At 47.0% G+C, this 14,258-nt stretch carries 12 protein-coding genes; 2 read left to right on the top strand and 10 right to left on the bottom strand.

Annotated features, from left to right (window positions below; genetic code table 11):
- Positions 1-213: 213 nt before the first annotated feature.
- The 3 genes from ACLTWA_RS17505 to ACLTWA_RS17515 all read right to left on the bottom strand — a co-directional run bounded on the left by ACLTWA_RS17505 (position 214) and on the right by ACLTWA_RS17515 (position 3,447).
- Complete coding sequence (locus ACLTWA_RS17505; RefSeq protein WP_412329186.1) at positions 214-666, bottom strand: AraC family transcriptional regulator; 453 nt, start codon at positions 664-666, stop codon at positions 214-216.
- 260 nt (positions 667-926) lie between these two features.
- Complete coding sequence (locus ACLTWA_RS17510) at positions 927-2,243, bottom strand: 2-hydroxycarboxylate transporter family protein (RefSeq protein ID WP_412329187.1); 1,317 nt, start codon at positions 2,241-2,243, stop codon at positions 927-929.
- Positions 2,244-2,274: 31 nt separating this feature from the next.
- Positions 2,275-3,447, bottom strand: coding sequence for an NADP-dependent malic enzyme (locus ACLTWA_RS17515; protein WP_412329188.1), 1,173 nt, complete (start codon positions 3,445-3,447; stop codon positions 2,275-2,277).
- A gap of 183 nt (positions 3,448-3,630) precedes the next feature.
- Between ACLTWA_RS17515 and ACLTWA_RS17520 the strand changes: the two genes are divergently transcribed.
- Entirely contained in the window at positions 3,631-5,226 is a 1,596-nt protein-coding gene (locus ACLTWA_RS17520; protein ID WP_412329189.1) for an ATP-binding protein, read from the top strand.
- A complete protein-coding gene (locus tag ACLTWA_RS17525; RefSeq protein WP_412329190.1) occupies positions 5,219-5,911 on the top strand; it encodes a response regulator in 693 nt (230 codons plus the stop codon). Before ACLTWA_RS17520 ends, ACLTWA_RS17525 begins: the two co-directional genes overlap by 8 nt.
- Before the next feature lie 14 nt (positions 5,912-5,925).
- On the opposite strand, the gene ACLTWA_RS17530 is transcribed toward ACLTWA_RS17525, so the two are convergent.
- From ACLTWA_RS17530 to ACLTWA_RS17560, 7 genes are all read right to left on the bottom strand, one after another.
- On the bottom strand, positions 5,926-6,939 hold the full coding sequence (locus ACLTWA_RS17530) for an ABC transporter permease subunit (protein ID WP_412329191.1): 1,014 nt from the start codon (positions 6,937-6,939) through the stop codon (positions 5,926-5,928).
- On the bottom strand, positions 6,940-7,995 hold the full coding sequence (locus tag ACLTWA_RS17535; RefSeq protein WP_412329192.1) for an ABC transporter permease: 1,056 nt from the start codon (positions 7,993-7,995) through the stop codon (positions 6,940-6,942).
- Complete coding sequence (locus ACLTWA_RS17540) at positions 7,988-9,508, bottom strand: sugar ABC transporter ATP-binding protein (protein WP_412329193.1); 1,521 nt, start codon at positions 9,506-9,508, stop codon at positions 7,988-7,990. The genes ACLTWA_RS17535 and ACLTWA_RS17540 overlap by 8 nt, the downstream gene beginning before the upstream one ends.
- Before the next feature lie 156 nt (positions 9,509-9,664).
- Positions 9,665-10,738, bottom strand: coding sequence for a substrate-binding domain-containing protein (locus ACLTWA_RS17545; RefSeq protein ID WP_412329194.1), 1,074 nt, complete (start codon positions 10,736-10,738; stop codon positions 9,665-9,667).
- 157 nt (positions 10,739-10,895) lie between these two features.
- Positions 10,896-12,335: a sensor histidine kinase gene (locus ACLTWA_RS17550; RefSeq protein WP_412329195.1), complete on the bottom strand. Its 1,440-nt coding sequence runs from the start codon at positions 12,333-12,335 to the stop codon at positions 10,896-10,898.
- The gene (locus ACLTWA_RS17555) at positions 12,319-13,947 is read right to left on the bottom strand and encodes a response regulator transcription factor (protein WP_412329196.1); all 1,629 of its coding nucleotides are present in this window, start codon (positions 13,945-13,947) and stop codon (positions 12,319-12,321) included. Before ACLTWA_RS17555 ends, ACLTWA_RS17550 begins: the two co-directional genes overlap by 17 nt.
- Before the next feature lie 127 nt (positions 13,948-14,074).
- Positions 14,075-14,239, bottom strand: coding sequence for a hypothetical protein (locus ACLTWA_RS17560; RefSeq protein WP_412329197.1), 165 nt, complete (start codon positions 14,237-14,239; stop codon positions 14,075-14,077).
- Positions 14,240-14,258: the final 19 nt, after the last annotated feature.

Genomic DNA, 14,258 nt, shown 5'->3' on the forward strand with positions numbered 1-14,258 from the left:
CAACTATTTAAAAGTGCTTGCGTCCTTCACCCCCTATTGCCTAATACGGGACACCAGCAGATTGCAGAAAATTTATATACAATCATGAAGCCTGTTCTTGCATGACCGAATGCTGAGGATATATTGACATAAAAAAGTACTGCTGTTTCAAAGGAAGAATCACTTGAAACAGCAGTACTTTCAGAAAATTTATTTGATTAATTTTAACTCTAGCTACCCGATTGCAATATATAAATAGCAATGTGCTTTCCCATCCTTAGTATACGCAGCAGGTACTGTGCTTTCATAATCCCTAGAAAATGCACGTTTTATAACACCTGTCTTATGTTCATTCCAAACCTTTTCCCACGCCTTCTTTGCACTTAATCCCAAATTGTTATCGGATTCCTCGTACTTCTTATATGTACCGGAATTGACTGCCTTTTCCATCTCCTGAAAAAAATCAGATGTTACTCCTAATATGCTGAAGTCATAATCTCCATTTTCGTCATTGTCATAATGATCATATCTGGAAACGGGAGAAACGCCCTGACGAAAGCTGTGATTGCTGTCATACAATATGGGCAGTTTTCCACTGATTACATCTTGCCAGATCTCATCAATTTTTTTCATCCCTTCCTCTGTATTATTGGTTCTTATGGTTACTGCGTTCAACCCATATGCCATATTTTTCCCCCATTATATAGATTTTTAATTATGGGATAATTATAAGTGATGGCATGAACAAATGCAATTGAAATGAGACTTACTATAGAAATATCGTTTGAGTATATAGCCATTCCTCATAATTATCTGCTAACACCTGTAAGGTGTTGACAAATCTGCCTGTGTGAAATCCATTGCATTGCGCTTCCAGTTCTCTTTATCAAACAATATAAATTCCCTTATCATCTTCCTTTAATTTAAAATGGCAGTTCTTTATCTATCTAAGAAAGCAAACGGACCAAAAAACTGGCAGTAATCAAAATCAAGGCTCCTCCCAGTCTGGTAGCCATCTGGGCAAAGGGGATCAGTCCCATTCTGTCAGCAGCAGACAGCACCGCAATGTTTCCGGTTCCGCCCATGCTGTTGGTGCAAAGTCCTGCAGTGATGGAGGCTTCTACAGGATAAAACCCTACCAGCTTTCCAAGAATCCCGGAGCAGACCGAAACGGTCAGGATGATTGCCACACAAATCATCAGATATACGGGAGACAGAGCCGCCGCCAGCAGCTTTAAATCCAAAAGGGCGATCCCGATTCCTGCAAGCAGCGCATTGGTCAGGTTCTGCATGACAAATTTACTCCAGGATACGGCAGCATCCTCATATTTTGATGGAATGATTCCGGATATCTTGCAGATGACCACAAGGATGATCATAAACGCATAGGCATGAATATTGGGAAATATCCGGTTGACGATGGCACCTGCCGCAAAAAACGCCAGAGCAAAAACAAGTCCGGTTCCCATTGCCTCCACGCTGAGGGCCGCTTTTCTCTGCTCCTTTGCCTGACTCTCAGCAACCTCCATAAGCCTGCCATTGCCATTGAGTGCAGGAAACCTGGTGCCCAGCCTGGCAATGAGCGCCGCACAGATTATGGCAAGAACATTGCCTATGGTGGAGGCCGGAATCATCCTTGAAACAATTGCCGCGCTGTCAAGTCCGGTGGCATTTGAATAAATGCCGGACAAGGGAATTACCCCTGCTCCCATTCCTCCGCTCATCATTGGCATGGCAATGTAAAGAATGGTCTCACCAAATCCATAACCGGTAATGATTCCCATGATCCCCGCCATAAGTATGGCACATGCCATGGATAAAAACGATACGGGCAGAAACCGTATGGCAGCTTTTTTTAACAGATCACGGTTCATGCCAAGAATACTTCCGGTAATAAGAGCCGAAATATAAAAATCCAGAAAGCCTACATGATTCATGAAACTTTTACAGTTTTCCGCAACACTGACAGGCAAAACACCAAAGGTTACCAGTGCCGAGGATGCAAAAATACAGAATACGGCTCCTCCTCCAAGATAAGAGCGTATAATGGGAATTCTGCTTCCCATCAGGTTAAAAAGGCTTCCCAGTACCATCATGACTGCCAAAGCTCCCACCATATTTTGAGGCAGTATTTCTGTCTTTGAAGCAAATAAGATCAGAAGGCTGACCAGAGCATAGACCGGAAGTGACATCCCCATAACCGTAAGGCCTTCAAACGAATTTCTTTTTATAGCCGGTTTATTTAATGCTTGTGCATCCATCATTTTTTCCTCCTAAATTTCCCAGCGGACTTTTTTATCTTCTGGATATGCCTTCTTCGTCTGCCGCCTTTGCCACTGCCTGGGCCACCCGGTTTACAACCCTCTTATCAAAGGCTCCCGGAATGATATACTCTTCCGTAAGTTCCTCTTCCGGAATAATATCCGCAATGGCGTAAACCGCAGCAATCTTCATCTTTTCTGTAATATCCTTTGCCCTTGCATCAAGGGCACCCCGGAACACTCCCGGGAACACAAGAACGTTATTGATCTGGTTTGGAAAATCGGAACGGCCTGTGGCAATGATTCTTGCCCCTCCCCTTTTTGCCTCGTCCGGAGTAATCTCCGGTACCGGATTTGCCATTGCAAATACGATTGCATCCTTTGCCATTGTGGATACCATCTCTGCCGTAACTACGCCGGGGGCGGATACTCCAATGAATATATCTCTGCCCTTCATGGCATCCTTTAAGTTCCCATGAAGCTGTTCCTGATTGGTTCTATCCGCCATCTCCTTCTGAGCCGGATTCATCCATGCTTCTCCCGGTGCCAGAATTCCATTCTTATCTACTAAAATCACATCTCCAATTCCGATTTCCAAAAGCAGCCTGCAGATGGAGATTCCGGCCGAACCAGCCCCATTGATCACTGCCTTCACCTTATGAATATTCTTTTTCACCAGCTTTAGGGCACCTACCAGCCCCGCGGAAACCACAATGGCAGTTCCATGCTGGTCATCATGAAATACCGGGATATCCAGTTCTTCTTTTAACCGCCTTTCAATTTCAAAGCAGCGGGGGGCAGAAATATCTTCCAGATTGATTCCTCCAAAGGTGGGGGCAATCCGCTTTACCGTTTCAATAATTTCTTCCGAGTCCTTAGTGTTAAGACAGATGGGAAACGCATCTATGTCTGCAAAGGCTTTAAAAAGAATGGACTTTCCTTCCATGACCGGCATGGCCGCCTCCGGCCCGATATCTCCTAATCCCAGAACCGCCGTACCGTCTGATACGACTGCAACCAGGTTTCCCTTTGCCGTATAGCGGTACACCTCCTCTTTGTTGTCCCGGATCTTCCGGCATGGCTCTGCCACTCCAGGAGTATACGCAGTGCTTAAATCCTCTCTGGTTTCTACCTTAACCTTGGATCTTACCTCAATTTTTCCCTTGTGTTCCTCGTGCATTTTCAGTGCCAGTTCATTATAATCCATGATTCATTCCCCTTTCTCTTTTAACAGTTTGGTTTATATTCCCACTTTATCACAGTTCAAAATAATGAAAAGTTTTGCTAAATAAAGAAAGACTTTAGAAAGTAAAAAAAGTGGAAATACAAAAAGTAATTATATATAATGGAGAAAACAGCTATGGATTGCCTGGAATCAGGAGGAACAGGAATGAACCGGTTATCTTTGATGAAAAAGTTACTGTTGGGCTACAGTCTGTTGATCTTAGGGCTTATGGCTCTTATGAGCATTTATATTCTTCCCCTTCAATTACGGAACATGGATATCAATCTGGAAGATAAGATTTCATGGACCGCCAGGCTGATCTCTGAGGATGACGGAATCATAAAGGCGGTGGAGATGAAAAAATTCTCCAGGGAAAAGGAAGACAAGCTGGACAAACTGGTAAAACAATCGCCGGATATCGACTATATTGTAATCGCAGGCACTGACCGCATCCGGCTGTACCATCCCATACACAGCCGGATAGGAATGACTTTTGCAGGCGATGACGAGGAAGCCATCCTCAAAGGAGCCAGGCCCTATTTTACAGAAGCTCAGGGAACCTTTGACGTTCAGAAACGGGCGTTCCACCCGATCAAGAATAAAGAAGGCGAGATCATAGGCTTTACAATGGTAAGTGCCAGCCTTGACACCATCCACCGCGCACAAAGACTGGTCATCTTCCACTTTCTCCTCATATTCTCAGCCATACTGGGTCTGGGTATTTTCTTCGCATATGTTATTTCCCAAAGCATTCGCAGGTCCCTGCTGGGTTTTGAGCCCGGAACCTTTGTACGGATGTACTTGCAGAGAGAAGAGATCCTTGATAATTTAAACGAGGGAATCGCCGCGGTGGGAAAAGACGGAGAATTCCTGTACCGGAACCAGTCAGCCAGAACCTTCTTTCCTGAGGAAAAAATGTCTGACCAGCTTCCGGTCCACGGGCTTATAAAGCAATGCTTTCAATCGGGACTTCCCCGCACAGGAATGCTTTTTGAGATCCACGAAAATATGCTTTTAGTGAATCTGATTCCCCTCATAAAGGAAGGAAGGACCGAGGGCATCCTGCTCATTACCTGGGACAGGACCGAAGTGGTGCAGATGGCGGAACAGCTGACCGGCATGAATCACATTGTGGAAGCCTTGAGAGCAAATACCCATGAATACTTAAATAAGCTTCACGTCATTTCCGGACTTCTCCAGATCGGAGAGGTTAAGGAAGCAGTCCGGTTCATTACCGGAGAAGCCTCTGAAACGGAGAGTGGCTACCATACTATTATCCGCCAGGTCAAAAACAAGGCGGTTGCAGCCCTGCTTTTTGGAAAACAAAGCAGGGCAAAAGAGCTGGATATTCATTTCACGCTCCGCAAAGACAGTTATCTAAGCGAACACACGGATTATCTTTCCACCAGAGAACTGGTCACTATTATTGGAAATCTGCTGGAAAATGCACTGGAAGCGGTCAGAAAAAAACAGGATATGAGGCAGATAGAGCTATTCCTTGCTTCTGATGATAAAGGAATTACCATTGTGGTCGATGATACGGGATGCGGAATGACAAAGGAGCAGACCGGTAAGGTGTTTGACCGGCAGTATACCACCAAAGAAGAAGGACACGGCATCGGACTGCACCTGGTCCAGGAGATTGTACATAAGCATGAAGGGTATCTGGAAATCGAATCAGAACCGGGAGAAGGGACCTCCTTTACCATTATGATTGATAAAAAGAGAGTTCAAATGGAGGGGGGAAACAGCGATGATTAAAACGGTTATTGTGGAAGATGACCGCATGGTGGCTTCCATTAACAGCCAATTTGCAGCCAGAACACCTGGAATCCAGGTAATTGCTACCTTTTATAATGGAAAGAACGCATTGGAATTTCTGGAAAAAACAAAGGTGGATCTGCTCCTTTTAGACCTTTACATGCCGGAATTTTCAGGGCTGGAGCTTTTGGAAGAGCTTCGCAGAAAGAACGACGATGCTGATGTGATTATGATTACCGCTGCTAACGATGCACCTCATATTAAAGAAGCGCTTCGGCTGGGAATCGTGGACTATCTAATCAAGCCGTTCCGGTATGAACGGTTTGCGCAGGCCATGGATAAGTACTTGTTAAAACGGGCGGTCATGGAAAACGGCATGGAGTTTACCCAGGAGGATATTGACCAGCTGGTCAGTGTCCGGCGCCCATCCCCCCAAAGCAGGGAGATGGAACTGCAAAAAGGCGTACAGCGCCAGACACTCAACCGGATCCATATCTGTCTTCAGTCCCATCAGGGGGAATACCTTACCAGTGAACAGATCTCTGCAGAAACCGGACTTTCCAAGGTCACAGTCCGAAGATATATGAACTATCTCATTGAAAACAATGAGGCCAGCAGCCGGGTGGATTACTCCACCGGCGGCAGGCCCAGAGTGGAGTATTCCAATCATGGGTATGAGGATTGAGACTTTAATTCCTCTTACTTTTTCTCCTTTGCCTTTGCAAACAGGCTCTGCAGAATGATGAAAAATGCCAGAAGCGCGGCAATGGTGATCTTGGTCCACCAGGAGGAAAGTGTGCCCTGAAAGGTGATAAAAGTTTCAATGGTCCCCTTAATTAAGACCCCAAACAAACTTCCGAACACATTTCCCACACCTCCCGTAAGCAGGGTCCCTCCAATGACCGCCGAAGCGATGGCCTCCATCTCAAAGCCCTTTGCCTGCTCCACAAAGCCTGCACAGGTATTTAAGGCAAACAGAAACCCGCCTAAGGAGCATAAGAAGCCATTGATCACATAGACCAGAAGCTTGGTCCGCCTTACATTAAGTCCCATCATCAGAGCGGATTGTTCATTTCCCCCCACTGCATAAATAGCGCGGCCGAATTTCGTATACTTTAACAGCACGAACACCAGAACCAGAACCACAAGGGCGATGATCACGCTGGGATAGAGGAAGGGATAATTTACCGCCCCCTTTTTATTGACCGTTCCTCCCAGAAAGGTTAAGTTGATCTTGCTTTTTGCCCACCGAAGGAACATTTCATTTTTCACACTGATCATTTCCTGGCTGATGATGGCGGTCATGCCTCTGGCAAAGAACATGCCTGCCAGAGTGACGATAAATGGCTGCAGCTTTAGATACGCAATCAAAAATCCCTGGACAAGGCCAAAAAGAATTCCCATAATCAGGACAATTATAAGGGCCGGAACCGCACCCGCCCCTTTTACCTCCATCATCCAGGCAAGCATCATACAGGTAAGGGCCACCACAGAGCCGACCGAAATATCAATCCCACCCGTAATCATGACCATGGTCATACCGGCTGCAATAACGATCAGACCGGCATTGGAGATAAAGAGATTTAAAAATACCTGGGGCTTTGCAAAGCCCTTGCTCTGAAAGATAAGGATTCCGGCCAGATACATGACAGCAAAAAGAACGATTGTAATGATCAGCAGAAAAACCTTTCCGTCTATTTTCCCTTTTTTCATCTATGCCACCTTCTTTCCATCTGTACGGACCGTCTGGAACCGTTTAACCATTCGTTTTAATTCCGTCGACTGCAGGGCAACGATAATGACCACTACGGCTGCCTTATACACCGGAATCTGATCCGGTGACACCCCCATGGCATACAAGGTCGTACTGAGCGCCTGAATGGTATAGGCACCGATTACGCTGCCCAGAAGAGAGAATTTCCCCCCTGCCAGGCTGTTGCCTCCCAGGGCCACTGCTAAAATGGCATCAAGCTCCAGATTCAGGCCGATGTTATTGGCATCTGCCGAATAAATTCTTGAAGATGCTACCAGACCGGATATCCCGGCGCAAAGGCCGCAGAATACGTAGGAAAGGAAAATGATCCTGGCGGAATTGATCCCCATGAGCTTTGAAGCCCTGGGGTTGATTCCTACGGCCTGGACATAAAGTCCCAGAGTGGTTTTCTTAAGAAGAACATAGGTTAAGAGCACCACAAGGAGGGCCACGAATACAGGCGTGGGAATGGGGATTCCCGGAATGCTTGCCCCCAGCCTTTTATAGGATTCCACGCGGATGTAAGTGATCTGCCCTTTGGTGATAAGCTGCGCAATTCCCCGGCCTGCGGTAAATAAGATCAGGGTTGCCACCATGGGCTGGATCTTCATCTTTGCCACCAGAAACCCATTGAAGCAGCCGCACAAAATCCCTGCAGCAATGGCAGCCAGTACGCCAAGCAGGTACGGATTCTGGAAGGCATTCACCGTCTGCTGTCCGCCCGCCAGAATGTAGCAGCAGACGGCCCCGGCCACCGACATGACTGCGCCCACGGAGATATCCGTTCCTCCGGAAGCAGCCACAACAAGGGTCATTCCCACCGCCAGGATCACCAAATCACTGGCCCGGTTGATGACATCGATGATATATCCGTAGAGAACTCCGTTTTTCATGGTCACTTCAAAAAAGGCAGGCGTCTTGATCAGGTTTGACAAAAGCACCAGAAGAAGGCAGAACAAAGGCAGAAACAGCCGGGTGCCTTTCAGTCGTTTTATAAATAGCATCCACTTATTCATCTCTCCCACCTCCTGCGATCGCCTTCATGATCTGATTCTGGTCAAGCTCATGTTCTTTAAGTTCTCCCACCTTTTCTCCATCCCGAAGTACCGCCATGCGGGTACAGGTCCGAAGCATCTCCTCCACCTCCGACGAGATGAACATCACTGCCTTTCCCTGTTCTGCCAGCTTTACCACCAACTTTTGGATCTCTGTCTTTGTTCCTACGTCGATCCCTCTGGTGGGTTCGTCTAAGATCAGAAACTCCGGGTCGGTCAGCAGCCATCTTCCTAGTATAACCTTCTGCTGGTTTCCTCCGCTCAGGCTTTTGATGGGAGCCTCCATTCCCGCTGTTTTTATCTGCAAAAGCCTGATATATTCTTCTGCAAGCGCCTCCTGTTCTTTTCTGCCGATCAGATGAAACATTCCCCGTTTCGCCTGCAGCGCCAGAATTAAATTCTCCCTGACAGAAAGGTCTGCAACGATTCCTTCCTCTTTCCGGTTTTCCGGTAAATATGCCATCCCGGCCATCATGGCATCTAAGGGGGCCTTGACAGCAACCGCCTTTCCATTTACCAGAAGCTCTCCGCTGTCTGGCTTATCTGCACCGTAAAGGCTTCTTGCAAGCTCAGAACGGCCGGAGCCCAAAAGCCCGGTCAGTCCGATCACTTCTCCCCTATGGATCTTCAAATCAAAAGGCTTAATCGTTCCATGTCTGCCAAGTCCCTTTGCTTCTATGACCACTTCCTTTAAGACCTTTGCTTCTTCTTTTTCTTTCCTAATTGCTGCCAGGTCATCAAAATCCTTTCCCATCATTCTGGCCACCAGCTGCACTCTCGGAAGACTATCTGTTTTATATTCCCCTACAAGACTTCCATTTCTTAACACCGTGATCCTGTCACAGACCTCATAGACCTGTTCCAGAAAATGAGTCACAAAAATAATTCCGACCCCTTCTGACTTTAACCGCTTCATCAGCTTAAAAAGCTTACCGACCTCATTGTCATCAAGAGAAGAGGTAGGTTCATCCAAAATGAGGACTCTGGCCGACATATCTACGGCTCTTGCAATGGCAAACATCTGCTGAAGGGCAATGGAATAATTTTCAACGGCTTTTGTCACATCAATTTCAATATCCAGGCTTAAAAGCAGCTCTCCTGCTTTCTTATTCATGGTCTTCCAGTCGATCAGGCCCGCCCGCTTCGGCTCCCTTCCGATATACAGATTTTCCGCCACCGATAAGTTGGGGCATAAATTGACTTCCTGGTAAACGGTACTGATTCCCCGGGCCTGGGCCTCCTGGGGGGAATGATTGATCAGGGTTCCTGAAACTCCAGACAGGCGGATTTCTCCTGATTCAAACTCCTCCACTCCGGTCAGGACCTTAATCAGTGTCGATTTTCCTGCTCCGTTTTCTCCCATCAGTGCATGGATTTCTCCGGTGCGCAGTGTAAAATCCACATGGCTCAATGCCTGGACACCCGGGAATGTTTTTGTTATGTTTCGCATGGTCAATACGGCTTCCTCTGGCATAAATGATTCCTTCCTTTCCTTTGCGTATCTGCCTTTATAAGGATTTTGAGGATAAAAAAAGATGTGGAGCGGAGGACCAAATTTTCAGTCCTCCATGACCCTACACCTGTTTATCCGGCATTTCACCTGTTTCCGGCATCACCGGTCCTTGTTCGATCAATATGCCCGTTTTGGTTTCTCAGCGGCTGCGGTATCTGCCGGATATACGCTTTCCTGCACATAAGCGATCTTATCGACGCTTTCACCCTTTTCCAGTTTCTGAATGATCTCTGCTACCCGCGGTCCGTGAAGGGGATTGCACTCAACAGACACGTTCATATCTCCTGCAATCATAGAATCAAAGGCTGCAGCGACCGCATCGAAAGAAATGATGATGATATCCCCGTTGGGACCGCAGGTCTTTCCTGCTGCCTTAATGGCATCAATGGCACCGAATGCCATATTGTCATTTTCCGCAATCACAACATCGATGTCATCATAGGTCTTTAAAAAGGATTCCATAACCTCCTGCCCCTTTGCCTGGGTGAATTCACCGGACTGGCGCTCTAACATCTTCCACTTTGGATGTTCCTTCATCTTTTCTTCCACACCGTCGGTTCTTCCGATCTGTGCAGAAGAACCAATGGTCCCCTGAATGGTCACGAGATTGATCTCCTCGTCTGCACGGTTATTTTTCTTCAAATACTCATCAAGCCATGCCACCGCATCATAACCTTCCTGCAGGAAGTTGGAACCGACCCATGCGGTATACAAGGAGTCATCAGAGACATCGATCATACGGTCAACGATGATGACCGGAATCCCTGCATCCTTTGCTTCCTGCAATACCGTATCCCAGCCGGTTTCCGTAACCGGTGCGATCACGATATAATCCACATCCTGCTGAATGAAATTACGGACTGCCTTTAACTGGTTTTCCTGCTTCTGCTGCGCATCGTCAAAGATCAGCTGATAGCCGTTTGCTTCTGTAAATGTGGATTTCATGGATTCTGTGTTTGCTGTCCTCCAGTCAGATTCCGCTCCTACCTGGGAGAAGCCTACCACAATCGCCTCCTTTGTTTCCTCTGCTTTTGCTTCGGTCCCTGCCGCTGTGGCTGCTGCCTCAGACTTGCTTTCTGTACCGGCAGGTGCCGCCGTGGTTGCCGAAGCCTTAGAACCGCTGCATCCGGTAAGAATCATGGCTGCCGCCATAACTGCCGCCGACAATACACTTAAAACCCTTTTCTTCATATCCTTGCCCTCCATTTGATATCGTTTCTGCTGCCTGTATCATACCGTCTGCCGGTATTTCCTTCAATGCAAAATCTTCTGGAAACAGTTGAGTTTCTTCCGGTTTTTTCCGTATTCCTCAAAAAGGTTGGTTTTCTTAGGAAAAAAGTTGGTTTTTTTATTTATCTGCTTTTAAAACTGCAGGAATCTTTACCGTAACCTTTGTTCCCACCCCGTACTCACTTTCCATTTGAAGTCCATAGGCCCCGCCAAAGTTAAGGCGGATACGCTCCGCTACGTTGGCAATTCCAAACCCTTCCCTCTGGTCCACATCTTCCCCGCCCCGGCAGACCAACCGCCGCATCTTTTCCAGTTCTTCCGGCTTCATACCGATTCCATTGTCCTCCACCTTAAGAAAGATATCCCCTTCCTCCTGCCAGCCGCTGATCTTTAAAAATCCCTTTTTCCTGCAATTCTTAATGCCATGGTACAGGGCATTCTCCACAATGGGCTGGAGGGTCAGCTTTAACATGGAATAATCCTTTATCTCTTCATCCAGGTCGATTTCATAATCCATAATGTCCTCATAGCGGAAATGCTGGATCTGGAGATAGCTTTTGATATGCTCCTCCTCTCCCCGGACCGTGATGAAATCACGGCCATTGTTAAGCCCCCTCCGAAGAAAGGAGGAAAGAGCCGTAATCATCTTTACCACTTCCTCATGCCGCTTCCCCTCCGCCAGCCACACAATGGTATCCAGAGTGTTATAAAGGAAATGAGGATTGATCTGAGCCTGCAAAAGCTTTAATTCTGTTTTCCGTTTCAGCTCCTGCTCCTCTTTGATATGCTCGATCAGTTCCCCGATCCGCACCACCATCTGATCGTACTGGTCGCTCAGCATCTGTATCTCCCGGATATTGCTTTTTGGCGCGCGGACCTTTAAACTTCCGTTCACCAGCTTCATGGTATAACCGCACAGCTCCTCCATGGGCTTTATGATCTTCTTTCCAAAGGAGGAAACAAATGCCATCAGAAAAACCATAATACAGGCTGAAACTGCGATGCACAGGGCAATCAGCTGCTTCGTCTGGGAATCCAGCTTCTGGCGGGTAAGTTCCAGGTTCTTGGTTTCATTGTAGATATAATTGGACATGGATTCTTCGATAAGATCGGTGGTCACATAAATGTCTTTGTCAAGCCGTTCGATGTTCCGGTCGTAATTCCCGAAGATATTACTGGTTCTGATGTCATCGATCCGTTTCTCCAGAATACCGATGAGCTGAAGAAGACCGTCAAGCCCCTTTTTACTGGTCTCCTCCGGGGTGGAATCTTTCAGCTGTTCAAAGATCTTTCTGGAATTATCAAGGTCCTCATAAGGATTTAAAGCCTCAAAGGTATCGGCTCCAATGACGATCCGGTACATCTTATAATCAATGTTGGATTTGAAATCAAAATTAAACTCTGTAGCCATGGTCAGATTCCTTATGCTCTGCCGGTACTGGCGGTTCTGCCAGGCCATCATATACAGCAATATCCCAATCATGATGATGACCGGGATAAATACGATTGCCTGCATGAAACGTATATGGGCCTTGATGGATTCATGTCTGTATTTCATGCGCTCCTCCTGACCGGAATGCCTTTGGCGTAATTCCATGGATCTTTTTGAACAGATAACTGAAATAATGGGGATCCTTATAGCCGACCTGATAGCTGATCTCTGATGCCCGGAGATCTGTTTTTAAAAGGAGCTCTCTGGCCGCTTCCATCCGAACCTTTGTTAAATATTCCACAAATGTAATCCCCATTTCCTGACTGAAAATGGTGCTGAAATGATTGGGACTGATATTGACACAGGAAGCAACCACATTTAAAGAAATATCTTCATCCCTGTAATGCCCCGCAATATATTCTCTGGCCTTATCAAGAACCTGACGGTATTTTTTTCGGGAGCAGGACGTGCGCAGGGCAACCGCTTTCGTCAGAATATCTCTGGCATACTTAGCAGCCGCTTCTTTTGACCCTGCACAGGGCTGAAGGGTCCTGGCATCTCCGAATTCTCTCATGATCTGTTCCTGTTCCATGCCAAGTCCGGTCACAAATTCGCTGACCGCCAGATAAACGTCCATCAATATGTACTGCCGGAAGAGAAGGGATTCAAAATTGCTGCCGCAGGCTTCTAAGTATTCCTCTACAAAATACTTTACCTCCGGAGCAGAACCGCTTTTGAGAAAATCCGGAACGATATCCCGGCCAAGTCTGCTCATATCCATTCCTTTCAGGCTGATGCTTCCGGAATCCAGGGAAAGCCTGGCTGCATCTTCTGCCGTCAGCATCTGGTTGTACTCAAGCATATACCGGCTGGCATAGGCACGGCTGGCCGCCTTAAAACAGGTCCTGATCTCGCTGAGCCTGCAGACCGGAGTTCCGATTCCCCCGAAATACTCCATTCCCGGAACGTTCTTCACAAGGTCTGCCAGGTACCTGGAAAACTCCTGGATCTTTTCCTCCAGATCCCCAGGATCATTTCCCATGACCAGAAAGGCATACCCCTCTGTCAGACGATTAAACCCTACAAGATCTGTCCTGCCCTCAAGCTCCTTTTTCATCCGTTTATCAAACAGGACCCCTTCATCCGAATACTGCTCCTGGCTATCCGATACTCTCGCCTGAAACAGGATAAGATTATACATGGGCGCACTAAGGGACAGACCATGCTCCCGTCCCTTTTTTAAAAGTTCTGAAAGGCTCAGCTTCCCTGACACAATCATATCAAACAGCCGGTCCCGTTCCATCCGTTTCCGCTCCTCCTGCTGCTCACAAAATGCCTGCTTATAGCCCTTCTCGCTTTTCTCCTGCATAATCGTCTCACTCATGCGCTCCAAAGCCTCTAAAAGCTGGCTGCTGCTTACAGGCTTAAGAAGATAATCAGCGGCTCCGATCTTAATGGCCCGCTTTGCATACTCAAAATCATCGTACCCGCTGAAAAACATGATATGCAGTTCCGGCAGCTCCTTTTTTACCATTTCTGCCAGCTCCAGCCCATCCACAAAAGGCATGCGGATATCTGTAAGCAGAATGTCCGGTTTTGACTTTAAGATCAGCGGATATGCCAGTTCCCCATCCGGCGCTTCTCCGGCAAACTCAAATCCATACTTTTCCCATGGAATCCCGTTCTTGATGCCCTCCCGGACTATTTTTTCATCCTCTGCAAGAAAAATTTTAATCATGCCGCCCCCTCCGTTTCATGTACCCCTAAGACTTGATTCTGCAATTCATCGATATATACTAATACTACCACAAAAAAAGAGCGCCTGAAACTCCTCATTAAAAAGAGTTTCAGGCGCCGGATTTCTTTTAGGATTCCCCGTCATCCCACAGGCTTTTATTGTTATATGCTTCATCCAGAACGCTGCAAAACCAGCGTCCGTTCAATACATGTTTAATCATTTTCTCTTTCAGAGATATGACAGCATCATACGTGGTGCTCACATCTTTTTCTTCCACGGCTGAATACCACATTTTTATAATGCATGCTCCC

This window comes from Lacrimispora sp., from assembly GCF_046972725.1.
Taxonomy (GTDB): Bacteria; Bacillota; Clostridia; order Lachnospirales; family Lachnospiraceae; genus Lacrimispora.